We start from the raw sequence: 15,278 nt of genomic DNA on the forward strand, positions 1-15,278 counted from the left end.
TGCCGGGACCTTCTCCCCGTGAACGGGGAGAAGGGTGAACTCATTCAGCTCCGGTACACCGGCTCTTCCTCGTCGAGGATCGCCTTCAGCTCGGCAAGGTGACGCTCTGCCTGGCCGGGATAGTCGTCCATCTCGCTGGCGGCCTTTTCGGCAATGGCATCGGACAGCGTGCGCAGCGGACGGCCGGTCCACAGAGCCTTGATGTAGGTTTCGGCGGCGCGCTCGAAATAGAACATGCGGTTGACGGCGTGGGCGAGGGTGTCGCCGATGACCATGACGCCGTGATTGCCCATCACCATCACTTTGACCTTCGGGTCGGTGAGCAGTTGCGAGCAGCGCTCGCCTTCTTCCTCGAAGGCCAGCCCGCCATAATGGGCATCGACGACGTGGCGGTTGAAGAACATGGCCGAGTTCTGATCGATCGGCGGCAGGGTCGAGTCGGCCAGCGATGCCAGCACGGTGGCGTGGATGGAATGCACATGCATGGCGCAGCGCGCATGCGGCACGTTGCGGTGAATGGCGCCGTGCAGACCCCAGGCGGTCGGGTCGGGCGCATTCGGGCCGGACAATGTCTCGGGATCATTGGCGTCGATCAGCAAAAGGTCGCTCGCCTTGATGCGCGAGAAATGCACCTGGTTGGGGTTCATCAGGAATTTGCTGCCGTCCTCGTTGACCGACAGCGAAAAGTGATTGGCCACGGCTTCATGCATGTTGAGCCGCGCCGTCCAGCGGAAGGCGGCGGCCAGATCGACGCGCTCCTCATAGTAGGGCAGGTTGGTCAGCGTTTCCTTTTGCAGGCGGGCGATGCTCATCCGAAAAACCTCCGTTTTTAAGAGAATGCCGCGCTCAGCCGTGGCCAGCAACCGCAAACTGGTGGGTCAGGTTGTCCCAAAACCGCTACGCACTTTTGGGCGACATGCATTACGCCGCCGAGCGAGCCGACTGCAGCCCGCCATGTTCGACGATGAAGTCGATGACTTCCTGCAGTCCCTTGCCGCGCGACAGGTCGGTGAAGCCGAACGGGCGCTTGCCCCGCATTCGGGCGGCGTCGCTCTCCATGACATCGAGGTTGACGTTCACATAGGGCGCCAGATCGCTCTTGTTGATGACCAGGAAATCGGAACGGGTGATCGCCGGCCCGCCCTTCCTGGGGATTTCCTCGCCCTGGCAAACCGAGATGACATAGAGGGTCAGGTCGGCAAGGTCCGGCGAGAAGGTGGCGGCAAGATTGTCGCCGCCGGATTCGATGAAGACGATGTCGAGATCGGGGAATTTCCTGTTCAGCCCGGCGATCGCCTGCAAATTGATCGAGGCGTCCTCACGGATGGCGGTGTGCGGGCAGCCGCCGGTCTCCACGCCGACGATGCGGTCCTCAGGCAGCGCCTGCAGGCGGGCCAGCATCATGGCGTCTTCCTTGGTGTAGATGTCGTTGGTGACGACGGCGATGGAGAAATCGTCGCGCAGCGCCTTGCAGAGCTTTTCGGTGAGCGTCGTCTTGCCGGAGCCGACGGGACCGCCGATGCCGATACGCAGGGGACCGTTTGCCTGAGTCATACCGAAAACTCCGTCATGCCGAAAACTCCGTGATGGCGAGGATGGCGAAGCTGAGCCCGATCAACAGGCAGAGCGGCGAATAGAAGCTGACATCGAGCCGCGCAAAAGGCTGTTCCGGCGCCAGACGGCGCCACCACGGCGTGAAGCCGGCAATGCCGCGGCCGAGGAAGACCAGCCCGATGAGCAGCGCCGTGGCGGCAAGGCCTTCCCTTGGAAAGGGGGAGGCGAAGACCCCGGTCAGCGCCAGCGGCCACAGGGTTGCGAGGCACAGGCACGCGGCAACGGCGAAACAGGCAAACGGCGTCGGCATCTCGTCGACGCCGCGAAAGCCGACGACGGCGTGGGCGCAGGAGACGCCGTCCCTGCCCGGCCAGATGCCGCCAAGGCCCCAATAGACATGCAGCGCGGTGATCAGCAGCAGGACGGCCGAGAGGGCGAAGGCGAGGACGATCATGAGCGGAACAGCCTGGAATACTGCGTCTCGTGCTTCATCGCCATGATGTCGGAGATGAAGGCGCAGCCGCCGAGATCGTCCAATGTCGAGCCGGCGGCGCGCGCGGCCGTCGACTGCGCCAACGGCTCGAAGCCGGCGAGCAAGGCCATAGCGTCCGTCTGGCCGACGATGCCGAGTCGGATCGCCGCCTGGACGAGGTTGGAGAAGAAGGCCTGCAGGAAGGCCGACATCGCGTCCTGAAGCGCGAAACCGTTGCCGCCGGCAGCGGCGCCGACGGCGACACAGTAGGCGCATTCGGCCGGCAGGCGGCCCAACACCGGATTCGCCCACGCCGCTGCCGCTTTCAGGAAGGCGGCGCCTTGCAGCATGGTTTCGGTGTGACGCTCCCGCGAGCCGGCCAGCGCTTCGGCGAGATCGGCAATTTCATGGAGATCGCCGCCGTCGCGGGCGCGACGCCAGGCTTCCGTGAAGAGCACGGCGTCGTTCCAGCCCGAGCCCATCTCGACCAGCGTCTCCAGCCAGAAGGCGAGGCTGGCGGTATCGGCAACCAGCCCGTCTTGCCCGGCGCGTTCGAGACCATGGCTGTAGGCAAAGCCGCCGACCGGAAAGACCGGCGACAGCCACGCCATGAGCCGCAGCAAAGCGATGCCGGATGGCTGGTCAGTCATGATCGTGATGATGCCCGTCATGGGAATGGCTGTGCGAATGCGACTCGCTGTGTGCGTGGGAACGTCCATCATGGGAATGCGCTTCGGCGTGCGCATGCGCATGGCCATGATCGTGACCATGCGCACCTTGGGCGGAATAGGCGCCGCGCACCGGCTTGAACGGTTCGGAGACTTCGCGCACCGTGGCGCCCAGCCCTTCCAGCATAGCCTTGATGACATGGTCGCGCAGGATCAGGATGCGGCCGGGCTCGATCGCTGCCGCCAGATGGCGGTTGCCGATATGCCAGGCAAGCTCCGTCAGATGCACCGCGTCGCGGGCGCGGATATCATAGACCTCTTCGGGTGCCGCGGTGATCTCGACCTGGCCGCCATCCTCCAACACCAGCCGGTCGCCATCGTTCAAGGTCACGGGTTCGGGCAGGTCGACCAGCACCTTGCTGCCGTCGGCAAGCTCGATGGCGCGGCGGCGCAAATGACGCTCGTCATGGGGCAGGACGGCACGGCCAGATCGGGCCGTGGTTACGGCAGTGCCGGCAGGCACCACCGAGACGGCGCGCGGGAATTTGGTGAAGTCGGTGTTCAGGTTGAGTTTCATCGCATGGCTCCACCGTTAGCCTGGGCTCTCGCACGGGCAGGCCGCGCCAGGACGCGGTCGAAATACGCGTTGACGCGCTCGGATTCGATCGGGAATTTTCCGGCGCGGGCCCAGCCGCCCATGTCGCCCAACAGCACGTCGACGGCGGAAAACCGGTCGCCCAGCGCAAACTCCCGATCTCCCAGCCGGCCGTCGAGCGCCTTGGCCTCCGAGGCGAAATCGTAGGCGGCGGCGGGGCCGACATCGACCCGCACGTCCTTCGGCAACAGGAAGCGGTGGCGCAATTTGTTCCACAGCGGCGCTTCGAATTCGCTCTGGGCAAAATGCATCCAGGAATCCATCTCGGCGCGTCCGGCCACACCTGGATTGGCGCCCATGCCTTTGTCGGCGTGCTTGTCGGCGAGATAGACGCAGATTGCCGCCGAATCGGTCACCGTCAGTTCGCCATCGATCAGGATCGGCACCTTGCCCGACGGGTTGAGCGCATAGGCTTCGGGCGAACGCAATTTGACCTCGACGAATTCATAGGGCTGCCCGAGTTCCTCGAGCATCCACAGAACGCGGCTGACGCGGGATCCACGCGATCCTATGGCCTTGTACATGGTTGAACCCTCTTTCCCGCGACCCTAAAGCGTTTCACCGTTTCAGGGAAACGGCGAACCGCTCTATCTCTTTGTTCTTGCGCAATTCGGGACGGAAAACCGATCACATTTTTGCTGGAATTGCTCTAGACGATTGCGCTCGCTCAGACGATGGTGTCGAAGAGCCGCAGGATGAACGATATCTGATAGATCAGCGTGCCGGCGACGAAGGCGATGTGGAAACGGCGGTCACGCACCAGTATGGCGGCTATGCACAGCGCCACGAAAACCGGCGTTCGGAACAGATATTCATTGCCGTAGCGGGCGAAATGCTCGGGACCTTTCAGCAGCGTGTCGACGACATCGAGCAGATAGGTGGACGCCAGCAGGCCGAAGAACCAGCCACGGCGCGAATAGAAGAAATCTTCGTAGCTGGTGTAGTCGAGCATCGAATCCGGAAACAGCAGCGCGCACAGCAGGAACAGCGTGATGGCGTAGAAGATCAGGAACAGGTACTTGCCGAAAGTCCAGACCTCTATGGTGTAGAGGCCGAACTCCCACCACCAGAAATGCACCAGCAGCAACAGCATGGAGGCGACCCAGCCGAGGTGCACGGGATAGAGCCTGTACTGGCCGGGATGCTGGACGATTCGCGCCACCCCCGACAGCAGGCGAGCGACGCCAAGTCCGATCACCATGCCCATGACGATGCGGATATGCGGGAAGATGTCGTGGGCGGAGGCTATTTCCGTGGCCATGACCTGCTACGCGGTTTCTTTGAGCCGCATATTGCGGCGGCACCGACCGGCTCGCAATGGAATTTGCCGGGTCGATCAAATCGCCCCTCGCCTCAAAACAGGAAATACCGCTGCGCCATCGGCAGCACGGTTGCCGGCTCGCAAGTCAGTAGCTCGCCATCGGCGCGCACCTCGTAAGTCTCCGGGTCGACTTCGACATGCGGCGTAGCGTCGTTGAGCACCATCGAATGCTTGCCTATGCCGCCACGGGTGTTTTCCACCGCCACGAACTGCTTGTCGACGCCGAGCCGGCCATGCAGGCCTGAGTCCAGAGCCGCCTTGGAAACGAAGGTCACCGACGAGTTGGTCCTGGCCTTGCCATAGGCGCCGAACATCGGGCGGTAGTGCATCGGCTGCGGTGTCGGGATAGAGGCGTTTGGGTCGCCCATCGGGGCTGCGGCTATCATGCCGCCGATCAGCACCATGTCGGGCTTGACGCCGAAGAAGGCTGGGTTCCACAGCACCAGATCGGCGCGCTTGCCGACCGCGATCGAACCGATGTCCCTGGACAGGCCATGCGCGATGGCCGGGTTGATGGTGTATTTGGCGATGTAGCGGCGGACGCGGAAATTGTCGTTGTTGCCGGTCTCCTGCGGCAATGACCCGCGCTGGCGCTTCATCTTGTCGGCGGTCTGCCAGGTGCGGATCGCCACCTCGCCGACACGGCCCATGGCCTGCGAGTCCGACGAGATGATCGAGAAGGCGCCGATATCGTGCAGAATGTCTTCCGCCGCGATGGTCTCCTTGCGGATACGGCTTTCGGCAAAGGCGATGTCTTCAGGGATCGACGGCGACAGATGGTGGCAGACCATCAGCATGTCGAGATGCTCGGCCAGCGTGTTGACGGTGTAGGGCCGGGTCGGGTTGGTCGAAGACGGAATGACGTTGGGCAGGCCGCAGACCTTGATGATATCGGGCGCATGGCCGCCGCCGGCGCCTTCGGTGTGGAAGGCGTGGATGGTGCGGCCCTTGATGGCGGCGACGGTGTTCTCCACAAAGCCGGATTCGTTCAGCGTGTCGGTGTGGATCATCACCTGCACGTCGTAATCGTCGGCAACCGACAGGCAGCAGTCGATGGCCGCCGGCGTCGTGCCCCAGTCCTCGTGCAGCTTCAGCGAGCAGGCCCCGCCCAGCACCATTTCCTCCAGCGCTGCCGGCAGCGAGGCGTTGCCCTTTCCGGACAGGCCGATGTTCATCGGGAAAGCGTCGAAGGACTGGATCATGCGCGCCATGTGCCAGGGTCCGGGCGTGCAGGTGGTGGCCAGCGTGCCATGCGCCGGGCCGGTGCCGCCGCCGAGCATGGTGGTGATGCCCGACATCAGCGCTTCGTCGATCTGCTGCGGGCAGATGAAGTGGATGTGCGCGTCGAAGCCGCCGGCGGTCAGGATCTTGCCCTCGCCGGCGATGATCTCGGTACCGGGGCCGATGATGATGGTGACACCGTCCTGCGTGTCGGGATTGCCGGCCTTGCCGATCGCCGCGATGCGGCCGTCCCTGAGACCTATATCGGCCTTGAAGATGCCGGCAGTGGCATCGACCACCAGCGCGTTGGTGATGACCGTGTCGACCGCGCCGCCGGCGCGCGACACCTGGCTCTGGCCCATGCCGTCGCGGATGACCTTGCCGCCGCCGAATTTCACCTCCTCGCCATAGACGGTGAGGTCCTTTTCGACCTCGATAAACAACTCGGTGTCGGCCAGGCGCACTCTGTCGCCGACCGTCGGGCCATACATCTGCGCGTAGGCGGCGCGGGTAATTCTAGCCATCAGTCAATGCTCCCCAAACGCAGTCCGGCCGCAGCCCCACATCGTCGCCATCCAATGGTCATGCAATGACCCGCTCGGCGACACCTTCTGATCCCATTTGGCCGTTGAGGTGGCGGTGCCACCCCAAACCGCCCGTTTGCCAAACCCTTGGCCAAATCGATGAAAGGAAAATACATGCGCAAAATCATCGTTCTTGCAGCCGCAGCCACGCTGGCCTCCGCAACCGTAGCCGGCGCCCAGCAGCAGCCCACGCCGCAACCGAAGCCGGCGGCGCCCAGCGCTCAGCCGGCGGCGCCGGCGATCCAGAAGGTCAACATCGTCGATATCAGCGAATTGCCCAAGGCCACCCAGACGCAGGTCAATCAGGTGATCGCCCAGCGTGGCGATGCCGGGCTGCAGAAACTGCGCTCTTCGATCGACGCGACGCCGCAGATCAAGTCGGCGCTCGAAGCCAAGGGGCTCACCTCGGCACAGGTGGTCGCCGCCAGCATGACCACCGATGGCGCGCTGACCCTTGTCACCAAGAAGGCAAGCTGAAAGAAGCGCTTGGCGGGCCGGCACCCGGCCCGCCAGCCCACAGGGAACCTTCGCCCGACAGGAGGCGTTTCGTTCCTTTGGCGCCGAACGGCGTTGCACAGAAAAGTCCACCAGGAGCGAGCAATGCCTGTCTTTGCCGACACCAGATGGCTCCAGAGCCTTGCTGCCTGCACATTTCTCGCAGCTTTCGGCCCGCAAGCCGCGCAAGGTCTTGAAAGCGCTGACGCCGTCAACCGGGCCGACACCGTCAACAGGATCGTCGGCTCCGATGTCCGGCAGGAGGAGGCGCGGACGGAACCACAGACCAACAAGATCATCACCGCGATCGAGCGGACGCGTGAGAACATCGGCGCCGTGCGCAAGACGTCCAAGCTCGATACTGTGGATATCGTCTTCCTCACCGACGCGGCGCGCAGCGAAGGCGGCCCGCCGCCGGCGGTCGAGAGCAAGGTCGAACAGCATCAGGATGACATTGCGGAACTGCGCAAGGAGATCGACGCCAACGCCTTGCTGTTCAACGCCATCGATTCGCGGCGCGTGCTTACGGAAGACGTCCTTGCGGTGGAATTCGACGGCTCGGCAAGAATCGTCATCTACGCGGCGGCCAGGCCGTCGAACTGACCTCAGGGCGCCCGACCCCGTCGATCTCACAGCCTGCCCATGATCTTCTGCTGAAAACCGTAGACCTCGCGTTTTCCTCCGAACGGCACCAGCGTGACGTCCCGCTCTTGTCCCGGTTCGAAGCGCATCGCGGTGCCGGCGGCAATGTCCAGACGCATGCTGCGCGCTTTGTCGCGATCGAATTTCAACCCCTCATTGGTCTCGAAGAGATGGTAGTGGCTGCCGACCTGGATCGGCCGGTCGCCGCTGTTGGCCACCTTCAGCGTCACCGTCGGCAGCCCCTTGTTGAGCTCGATGTCGCCGCTTGCCGTGATGATTTCGCCGGGAATCATCGTTAGCCTCACAAAACGCCGAAGACCAGGCCGACGGCGACTGCAGCACAAGCGGCGCCAGCGGCGCGGGCAAGCCCGCGAAAGCGCATGCCGAGGCCAAGGCCGGCAGCGATGCCCATGGCATGGAGAAGTGCGGTGGCAACGGCAAAGCCGGCCATATAGTCAAGTCCACCGGCATTTTCCGGCACTTCGGTGCCGTGGGCATGGCCATGGAACAGCGCGAACAGGCCGATGATGGCGACTCCGGCCGAGACCGGCAGATCGACCGCCAACGCCACCAGCAAGCCAAGCGCGACGACGGAGGCAAGGATGCCCGGTTCGACGAAAGGCACCGGCACGTGGAGCATGCCGAGCGCGCCGCCGACCAGCATGACGCCGACAAAGGCCAGCGGCCAGGCCCAGATTGCCTTGCCGCCCTTGAGCGCCGCCCACAGGCCGACGGCTACCATGACGGTCATATGGTCGAGGCCGGACAGCGGATGCGCGAAGCCCGCCGCGAAGGACGAGGTCGTGCCGATGCCGACATGGGCATAGGCGGGCATCGCCGCCGCCAGCAGCAGGATCGCTGCAAGCGTGGTGCGTTTGGTTGAAGCAGAGATCATCGGTCTTCCCTTCGAAGTCACGAAAACAATCACGCAGCCTTGCGCGGGCCGCAGCCCTCGGCCTTGAGCACGCGTTGGGTCGAGGCCGGATATTTCACCAGTTTCTCCACTGGGCGGATCGGGCGTGCGGAAAAATTGCCGCCGCAGTTCGGGCAGACGCCGCCCAGCACATGTTCAGCGCAGTCAGCGCAGAAGGTGCATTCAAAGGTGCAGATCAGCGCGTCCGCCGCTTCCGGCGGCAGGTCCTTGTCGCAGCATTCGCAATTCGGTCGCAGCTCCAGCATCGTTTTCTCCTCACCTGATCGGTTCGTGAACGGTCACCAGCTTGGTGCCGTCGGGAAAGGTCGCCTCGACCTGCACGTCGTGGATCATCTCGGCGATGCCTTCCATCACCTGCCCGCGGGTGATGACATGGGCGCCGGCCTCCATCAGTTCGGCGACCGGGCGGCCGTCGCGGGCGCCCTCGACGACGAAATCGGTGATCAGCGCGATCGCTTCGGGGTGATTGAGCTTGACGCCGCGTTCCAGCCGCTTGCGCGCCACGATCGCCGCCATGGCGATGAGCAGCTTGTCCTTTTCACGCGGCGTCAGGTTCATGCGCTTTCCTGGATTTGGCCTGTATTTGGCTCAGAGTGACCATAATTTGGGCAGACCCGCCCGCCCGTTGAGCAGTTCGACTAGCGGAACCAGCCGCTTGCGCAGCTGATAGCCGTCCTCGGCAAACAGCCTCGCAAGAAGCTTGCCAGATTTTTTGACGCTCCAGGCGCTGGCATCGCCGTCGGCGCCGACGATGTCGCGGGCCGGATCGAGCAAGGCTTCGGCCTGCGGCGAGACCATCAGCAGCGTCGCAGCGGCAATGGCGCCGCCGGCGACCGCCGGGCGGCCAAGTGCCGCCGCGATAGCCGGCCCGATGCGGAAATCCTCGGCATGAACGAGCGCACCATCCTGGCGGACACGCCAACGGTCGTGGAAATGGCCGTGCGCGGCCTCTTCGCCCATGGCGAGGCGGCCGAATATGGTGGCTTCAAGCAGCAATGCCTCGGCGCCTGCGGCAAGCTCGACCTCGAGCGTGCGGGCAAAGGCCGAGCGGTCGAAGACGATGGTTTCCTGGGGCAGCCAGGCGATACGCCCGCCCGCGCCGACGCTGAGCTTCACCCGAACTTCGGCGCGGTCGCTAGCGGCACGATAGATCTTTTCGCAGGCCTGGGTGGTTATCGAGGCGGAGGCACCTGGCCCGACATCGATTTCCCAGCCGAGCCGATCGCCGCCGGTCAGACCGCCGGCGGTGTTGATGAGCACGGCTTCGAGCGGATCGGCCGCAACGGCCGGCATGCGGATTTTGGCCGAGCCGTCCTGATAGAGGCGCAAAAGCCGGGTGCGTCCATCCCTGACGCCGCACGCAAGCCGGGCCGCCCCGGCCGCGCGCTGGGCCGGAAGAGCTGGGATCAAGACATGCTGCAACGTATCCACGGCGCTAACGTTAAGCACTCCCGGCGCTTTGTCGATATGGTGCTTGTTGATATAGCTTGTTGCTTGACAGCGTTTCCGTTTCTATAGAGGGAGCCTCTTTGGAACGGTCATGCTGCGCCTGGCGGGTTTTTGAAGGCGACGGCGATTTCAGTCCAGGCAACAGGGGCGCCAACCAATCGGCACCGCGACGTTATAAAATTGGGGAAGGAATCGAATGGCTGACGAGCTGGCAACGGAAATCATCGCCAAGATCAGGGCACATGCGGAGCCCGGTGGCGAAGAGATCACCACCAATACGGAATTGACCGCGCTTGGCATCCATTCCCTGGAACTGACCGAGATCATCTTCGATCTCGAGGAGCAGTACGGCATCGAGATCGAGATGAACACGGTCGATGCCTGGAGCAATCTCAAGAATGTCGGCGATATGGTTGAGGCTGTTCGCGCGCTGATTGCGAAAAAAGCCTGAGCTGAATGCAAAAGCGCGTCGTCATTACCGGCATCGGCGGCATATGCGGGCTCGGCGCCAATGCGCCTGCAATCTGGAACGAAATGCGGGCCGGCCGATCGGCCATCGGTCAAATCAGCAATCCCGGTTTGCATGATTTGAAGGTCAAGGTCGGCTGCGAAATCAAGACGCTGCCCGACCATGGCATCAGCCACAAGCAGACCGTGTCGATGGACCGCTTCAGCCTTTTGGCGACGATTGCCGCGCGCGAAGCCATGCAGCATGCCGGCCTGACATCGACTGAAGCAACCACCTACCGGATGGGCGCGGTTGTCGGCGTCGGCGTCTGCGGCTGGGAGGCGATCGAGGAGAACTATCGCGCCATCCTGGTCGACGGCAAGAACCGGGCCGGCATCTTCACCGTGCCGAAAGTGATGCCGAGTGCGGCATCCGGCCATGTCAGCATGAATCTCGGCCTGCGCGGGCCGGTGTTCGGCGTCACTTCGGCCTGCTCCTCGTCCAATCACGCCTTTGCCTCGGCGGTCGACCAGATCCGGCTCGGCCGCGCCGATGTCATGGTCGCCGGCGGCACCGACGCGCCGCTGCTTTGGGGCATCCTGAAGGGCTGGGAGGCCCTGCGGGTGCTGGCGCCCGATACCTGCCGGCCGTTCTCGGCCGATCGCCAAGGCCTGTCGCTCGGCGAAGGTGCTGGAATGGCGGTGCTGGAAACGTATGAACACGCCATGGCGCGCGGCGCGACCATTCTGGCCGAATTTGCTGGAGCCGGCCTTTCCGCCGACGCTTCCGATATCGTCGCGCCGACTGTCGAGGGACCGACGGCGGCGATGCGCGCCTGCCTGGCGGACGCCGGGCTCAATCCCGAGGACGTCGACTATCTCAACGCCCACGGCACCGGCACCAAGGCCAACGACCAGATCGAGACGGCGGCAATCAAGCGCGTCTTCGGCGACCATGCCTATAAGCTGTCGGTGTCGTCGACCAAGTCGATGCATGCCCATTGCCTCGGCGCCTCGGGCGGCCTGGAAATGATCGCCTGCGTGATGGCGATCCGCGAAGGCATCGTGCCGCCGACGGCCAATTTCCGGCAGGCCGACCCCGACTGCGATCTCGACATCACGCCGAATGTGGCGCGCGAGCGCAAGGTGCGCGCGGCGATCAGCAACGGTTTTGCCTTCGGCGGCACCAATGCCGTGGTGGCGTTCAAGGCGGTCTGACGGCAAGCGACTGGCCTGAGCGACTGGCCCTGAATGACTGCGAAGACGGTGTGTGCACCTTCGACCGGTTGATCGGCAAAGAAGCCGAGGATAATCCTTCGCAACTCGCCAGACGGCGCGATACCGCGCCAAATTCCCGACCGGAGCTTTCGATGACCGACCTGTCCGCCTTTCCGATCACCAAGCGCTGGCCGGCCAGCCACCCCGACCGCCTGCAGCTCTATTCCGCGACGACGCCGAATGGGGTGAAAGTCTCGATCGCGCTGGAAGAACTCGGCCTCCCCTACGAGGCGCATCTGGTGGATATCGGCAAGGACCAGAGCTGGACGCCGGAATTCCTGTCGCTGAACCCGAACGGCAAGATACCTGCGATCATCGACCCCGACGGGCCGGGCGGCAGGCCATTCGGCCTGTTCGAATCCGGCGCCATCCTGCTCTACCTCACCGACAAGACCGGCAAGCTGATCCCTGCCGATCCGGCGCGGCGCTACGAGACCATCCAATGGGTGTTCTTCCAGATGGCGGCGATCGGGCCGATTTTCGGACAGGTCGGGTTTTTCAACAAATTCGCCGGACGCGAGATCGCCGACAAGCGGCCGCTGGATCGCTACCGCAATGAATCGCGGCGGCTGATCGGGGTGCTGGAGACGCGGCTGAAGGGTCGAACCTGGATCATGGACGACGACTATACCATCGCCGACATTTCGATGCTGGGCTGGGTGCGCAATCTGATCGGCTTCTACGAGGCGCGCGAACTCGTCGGCTTCGACGACTTCCCCACCGTCGCGGCATGGCTGGAGCGCGGGCTGGCGCGGCCCGCGGTGCAGCGCGGCCTGACCATTCCCGCCAGGAATTGACCTCGGCCAGCCGAAGCAGCCGGGTCTATTTCGCCTTGGCCTTGCTTTTCGAGCCGCCCTTGCCGATGACGGACGCAGCGAGCGACGCAGCGCCCCTGGCTGTCGCCGCCACCGCACCAGCGGCGACATTGGCGGTCGCCTTGACGGTGCGCATCGCGCCGCCGGCCACCGAGCCGCTGCTTGCCGGCTTCTTGGGTTTGGCGGTTTTCGCCGTCACCTTTGCCGTCGCCACCGGTTCTACCTTCTTTGGCGCCGCTTTGCCGAAAGCCGGCTTTGCGTCCTTGGACCGCTCGGCGATCGCCGGGCCGGCGCCTGCCTTCGCCTGCGTGGCCTTTGCCTGCCTGGCTTTGGGTTGAGCGGTCTTGCTCTTGGCGGGTGTTTTTGCCTTGGTTGCCATCTGACGGTTCCCTCACGGCGGCACGATTGCCGATGAGAGATAACGACCTGAAAGTCTTAAGGTTCCCGTTCCGAAGTCCAGCGAACTATGCGGGATCGCCAACAACCAGGTCGGCGGACCTGCGACGGCCGAGCACGCGATCGATGTTGGGCATGTCGTTGGAAGCGATCCAAGCGCGGGCGTCTTCGTCGGAGCGGCCATGCTCGTGCCAGCGCACCAGAAGGCGGCGCTCGAGTTCGGCACGCGGCACATCGACAAAGATGGTGAAGTCGAACAGCGGCGCCAGCCGCGACCACGGCTCCTCGTCCAGCAGGAGGTAATTGCCTTCGACCAGGATGAACTTGGTCTCGGCGGCAACGATGGAGGCGGCGGCGCGCGACAATTCCATGCTGCGGTCGAACACCGGAATGGCGATGTCTGGCTCGCCCGAACGGATGCGCTTCAACAGCGTCTCGAAGCCGGCGAAGTCGAAAGTCTCCGGCGCGCCCTTTCTTGACCGCAGGCCGCGCTGGTCGAGCACGATGTCATCATAGTGGAAGCCGTCCATCGGCACGACTTCAGCCGCGCCCTCCGGCAACAGATCATGCAGGCCGGCCGAGAGCGTCGACTTGCCGGCGCCGGGCGGGCCGGCAATGGCGACGATGAAGCGTTTCGCCTTGCCAGCGCGCTTGAAGATGGTGGCGGCGAGATGGGCGATTTCGGACATTGGGCGCTTCCAGTTATGCTTTGCATCTTGTCGGCAGTTTGAGGAAATTTCAAACCGCGATTTGGGCAATCTCACGACATCCGCCACGTCAGCGCTGCCCCTCGTCGCCCTGCCGGTGTGCAGCCGATAGATGGGTAACACTTCTCCCCCTATGCGTCCGCCGCAGCGCCAAGCAGATTGGTTGGCGCGGCGGTGCGGCGGACAAGCTCCATGTGCCGTGTGTCGAGGATGCCGGCAGGCAGGTGAGGGGCAGGGCCAGCGTTCGAAAATCAGCCGGGCTGGCCGATCCGCAGGAAATCGCTGTCGAATGCGACATCGCGGGTCGAACCATCGGCTCCGGTGAGATGCATGTGACCTGAGGCTGTCCCGATAGCGCGCGGCGGCTCGCCGCTCGCCAGCGGCAGCGTGCCGATGACATGGCGGAAGGAGACTTCGCCGCCGAGGGTAAAAGCGGTCGCGACCCCTTCGCGCTTCAGCCAATTGTCGTCGATCGATGCGGCATGGCCGATGGCGGCGCGGCCGTCCTCGATGCCGAGCACGCCGCGATGGCGGCTGCTCCACGGCGCGTAGTCGCGGCCGCCATTGCTGAACCACAGCATGGTGACCGGAAGCTCCGCCGGGTTCTTCAGCACCAGCACCAGATCCTGTTCGGCCCGGCGCGCCAGCGCCGTCCAGCCCGGACCGTCATGATCGGCTTCGACCAGGGTGATGAAATCCTCGCGCTCATCCTCCATGCGGTAGTCGGTGAGATCGAGCGTGCCGCCGCCAGTGGCTGGAAAGCGCGTCAGATCGGTCGAGCGGGCGGGATAGGAAAGCTTGAAGCGGCCGCGGGCCGGATCGGGCTCCAGCGGTGCGTCCAGTGTCCCGGCAAAGCGCTTCGGCGAAAAGGCCAGCCGGCCGCCATCGCGCATCGCCGCCATCGGATGGTGGGCGGCGGAGACCGCTCCGGAACCGCCGGAAAAGACATGCTCCTGATAGAGAAAGGGATGACTGTTGCGGAGCGTGAAGATCTTGTCGACCGTCGCGCCCATCACCGTGCGGCGCAACCGGAAGACGGCCCGCCAGCCGTCGGATGTCGCTTCGCTGACGGTGACATCCCAGGGGCTGTTGGCCGGCCAGCCATGCAGCGGTGCGGCCTCGATGTCGCTGGCCGAAAACGGTGCGCATAGGAAATCGCCCGACAGCCGCACCGTGCCTTCAGGCAGGTCCGGCGGCAGCGTCTCGCCAGCATCGATCCAGGGCGCGCGGTGCAGCGGCTTCAGCTGGCGGCCATCGCTGTCGACCGTCATGTCGGCGATATGGCCGACAGTGAGATCGAGCGTGACCGAAATGCCCTTTGCCTTGATCGTGACCGTATCCATCCGCGCACCTGCTGATTCTGATGGCAGCGAACAAACCCGCTCCGCGAGGGATGCGCAAGCACAGCGACCGGCATTTTGCATCAGGGCGATTTTTACCCTCCCCCTTGTGGGGAGGGTCGGCGAGCGATCGGAGCGAAGCGTAGATCGATCGACGGGGTGGGGGTAGCGCCCTACGAGGAGCCCCCCCCCCCACCCCGAACACGGGACCCACACCCCACCAAGGGGGGGGGTGGGGGGACACAGGCCGCATACTACCCCCCCCCCCCCCACGGGTGCGGCCGTGCGTCGAGCGCCCCC

Annotated in this window: 21 protein-coding genes; 5 read left to right on the top strand and 16 right to left on the bottom strand. The window is 64.3% G+C overall.

Annotated elements, in window-relative coordinates; all coding sequences use genetic code 11:
• Positions 1-44: 44 nt before the first annotated feature.
• The 8 genes from NKH35_RS26400 to ureC all read right to left on the bottom strand — a co-directional run bounded on the left by NKH35_RS26400 (position 45) and on the right by ureC (position 6,415).
• Positions 45-812 (bottom strand): class II aldolase and adducin N-terminal domain-containing protein, encoded by a 768-nt coding sequence (locus NKH35_RS26400; RefSeq protein WP_352916897.1) that lies wholly within the window; start codon positions 810-812, stop codon positions 45-47.
• Positions 813-921: 109 nt separating this feature from the next.
• On the bottom strand, positions 922-1,554 hold the full coding sequence (gene ureG / locus NKH35_RS26405; RefSeq protein WP_023671240.1) for an urease accessory protein UreG: 633 nt from the start codon (positions 1,552-1,554) through the stop codon (positions 922-924).
• A gap of 13 nt (positions 1,555-1,567) precedes the next feature.
• Positions 1,568-2,008: a DUF3995 domain-containing protein gene (locus NKH35_RS26410; protein ID WP_023752506.1), complete on the bottom strand. Its 441-nt coding sequence runs from the start codon at positions 2,006-2,008 to the stop codon at positions 1,568-1,570.
• A complete protein-coding gene (locus NKH35_RS26415) occupies positions 2,005-2,676 on the bottom strand; it encodes an urease accessory protein UreF (protein ID WP_352916906.1) in 672 nt (223 codons plus the stop codon). The genes NKH35_RS26410 and NKH35_RS26415 overlap by 4 nt, the downstream gene beginning before the upstream one ends.
• Positions 2,669-3,271 carry an urease accessory protein UreE gene (locus NKH35_RS26420; protein WP_352916899.1) on the bottom strand — a complete coding sequence of 201 codons (603 nt, stop codon included), beginning with the start codon at positions 3,269-3,271 and terminating at the stop codon, positions 2,669-2,671. The genes NKH35_RS26415 and NKH35_RS26420 overlap by 8 nt, the downstream gene beginning before the upstream one ends.
• Entirely contained in the window at positions 3,268-3,873 is a 606-nt protein-coding gene (locus NKH35_RS26425; protein ID WP_023683600.1) for a glutathione S-transferase family protein, read from the bottom strand. The genes NKH35_RS26420 and NKH35_RS26425 overlap by 4 nt, the downstream gene beginning before the upstream one ends.
• A 143-nt stretch (positions 3,874-4,016) precedes the next feature.
• Positions 4,017-4,610: a hypothetical protein gene (locus NKH35_RS26430; RefSeq protein WP_352916901.1), complete on the bottom strand. Its 594-nt coding sequence runs from the start codon at positions 4,608-4,610 to the stop codon at positions 4,017-4,019.
• 92 nt (positions 4,611-4,702) lie between these two features.
• Complete coding sequence (ureC, locus tag NKH35_RS26435) at positions 4,703-6,415, bottom strand: urease subunit alpha (RefSeq protein WP_502907000.1); 1,713 nt, start codon at positions 6,413-6,415, stop codon at positions 4,703-4,705.
• 174 nt (positions 6,416-6,589) lie between these two features.
• Between ureC and NKH35_RS26440 the strand changes: the two genes are divergently transcribed.
• Together NKH35_RS26440 and NKH35_RS26445 are read left to right on the top strand one after the other, a co-directional pair.
• Positions 6,590-6,952, top strand: a complete 363-nt coding sequence (locus tag NKH35_RS26440; protein WP_023671233.1) for a hypothetical protein — start codon at positions 6,590-6,592, stop codon at positions 6,950-6,952.
• Between the two features lie 123 nt (positions 6,953-7,075).
• Positions 7,076-7,573 (top strand): hypothetical protein, encoded by a 498-nt coding sequence (locus NKH35_RS26445; RefSeq protein ID WP_023689155.1) that lies wholly within the window; start codon positions 7,076-7,078, stop codon positions 7,571-7,573.
• Between the two features lie 26 nt (positions 7,574-7,599).
• Here NKH35_RS26445 and NKH35_RS26450 read toward each other — a convergent pair whose 3' ends face one another.
• Genes NKH35_RS26450 through NKH35_RS26470 form a run of 5 tightly spaced genes read right to left on the bottom strand, consistent with a single transcriptional unit; the run spans position 7,600 to position 9,956 of the window.
• Positions 7,600-7,905 (bottom strand): urease subunit beta, encoded by a 306-nt coding sequence (locus NKH35_RS26450; protein WP_352916903.1) that lies wholly within the window; start codon positions 7,903-7,905, stop codon positions 7,600-7,602.
• An 8-nt stretch (positions 7,906-7,913) separates the two neighbouring features.
• Positions 7,914-8,507, bottom strand: coding sequence for a HupE/UreJ family protein (locus NKH35_RS26455; RefSeq protein ID WP_023689154.1), 594 nt, complete (start codon positions 8,505-8,507; stop codon positions 7,914-7,916).
• 29 nt (positions 8,508-8,536) lie between these two features.
• Entirely contained in the window at positions 8,537-8,791 is a 255-nt protein-coding gene (locus tag NKH35_RS26460) for a DUF1272 domain-containing protein (RefSeq protein ID WP_023671229.1), read from the bottom strand.
• Between the two features lie 10 nt (positions 8,792-8,801).
• Positions 8,802-9,104 (bottom strand): urease subunit gamma, encoded by a 303-nt coding sequence (locus NKH35_RS26465; RefSeq protein WP_023689153.1) that lies wholly within the window; start codon positions 9,102-9,104, stop codon positions 8,802-8,804.
• Positions 9,105-9,134: 30 nt separating this feature from the next.
• Entirely contained in the window at positions 9,135-9,956 is an 822-nt protein-coding gene (locus NKH35_RS26470) for an urease accessory protein UreD (RefSeq protein ID WP_081726189.1), read from the bottom strand.
• Positions 9,957-10,191: 235 nt separating this feature from the next.
• Between NKH35_RS26470 and NKH35_RS26475 the strand changes: the two genes are divergently transcribed.
• The 3 genes from NKH35_RS26475 to NKH35_RS26485 all read left to right on the top strand — a co-directional run bounded on the left by NKH35_RS26475 (position 10,192) and on the right by NKH35_RS26485 (position 12,517).
• The gene (locus NKH35_RS26475) at positions 10,192-10,446 is read left to right on the top strand and encodes an acyl carrier protein (protein ID WP_023671226.1); all 255 of its coding nucleotides are present in this window, start codon (positions 10,192-10,194) and stop codon (positions 10,444-10,446) included.
• Positions 10,447-10,451: 5 nt separating this feature from the next.
• The gene (locus NKH35_RS26480; protein ID WP_023671225.1) at positions 10,452-11,660 is read left to right on the top strand and encodes a beta-ketoacyl-[acyl-carrier-protein] synthase family protein; all 1,209 of its coding nucleotides are present in this window, start codon (positions 10,452-10,454) and stop codon (positions 11,658-11,660) included.
• Between the two features lie 152 nt (positions 11,661-11,812).
• Positions 11,813-12,517: a glutathione S-transferase family protein gene (locus NKH35_RS26485; RefSeq protein ID WP_023671224.1), complete on the top strand. Its 705-nt coding sequence runs from the start codon at positions 11,813-11,815 to the stop codon at positions 12,515-12,517.
• A gap of 25 nt (positions 12,518-12,542) precedes the next feature.
• Here the strand turns inward: NKH35_RS26485 and NKH35_RS26490 are convergent, their stop codons facing one another.
• The 3 genes from NKH35_RS26490 to NKH35_RS26500 all read right to left on the bottom strand — a co-directional run bounded on the left by NKH35_RS26490 (position 12,543) and on the right by NKH35_RS26500 (position 14,981).
• On the bottom strand, positions 12,543-12,914 hold the full coding sequence (locus tag NKH35_RS26490) for a hypothetical protein (protein ID WP_023683605.1): 372 nt from the start codon (positions 12,912-12,914) through the stop codon (positions 12,543-12,545).
• An 85-nt stretch (positions 12,915-12,999) separates the two neighbouring features.
• Complete coding sequence (locus tag NKH35_RS26495) at positions 13,000-13,620, bottom strand: nucleoside triphosphate hydrolase (protein WP_023671222.1); 621 nt, start codon at positions 13,618-13,620, stop codon at positions 13,000-13,002.
• A 269-nt stretch (positions 13,621-13,889) separates the two neighbouring features.
• A complete protein-coding gene (locus tag NKH35_RS26500) occupies positions 13,890-14,981 on the bottom strand; it encodes a hypothetical protein (RefSeq protein WP_023703725.1) in 1,092 nt (363 codons plus the stop codon).
• Between the last annotated feature and the right edge of the window lie 297 nt (positions 14,982-15,278).

Origin of the sequence: Mesorhizobium sp. M1143 (assembly GCF_040318435.1) — a bacterium.
Lineage (GTDB): Bacteria > Pseudomonadota > Alphaproteobacteria > Rhizobiales > Rhizobiaceae > Mesorhizobium.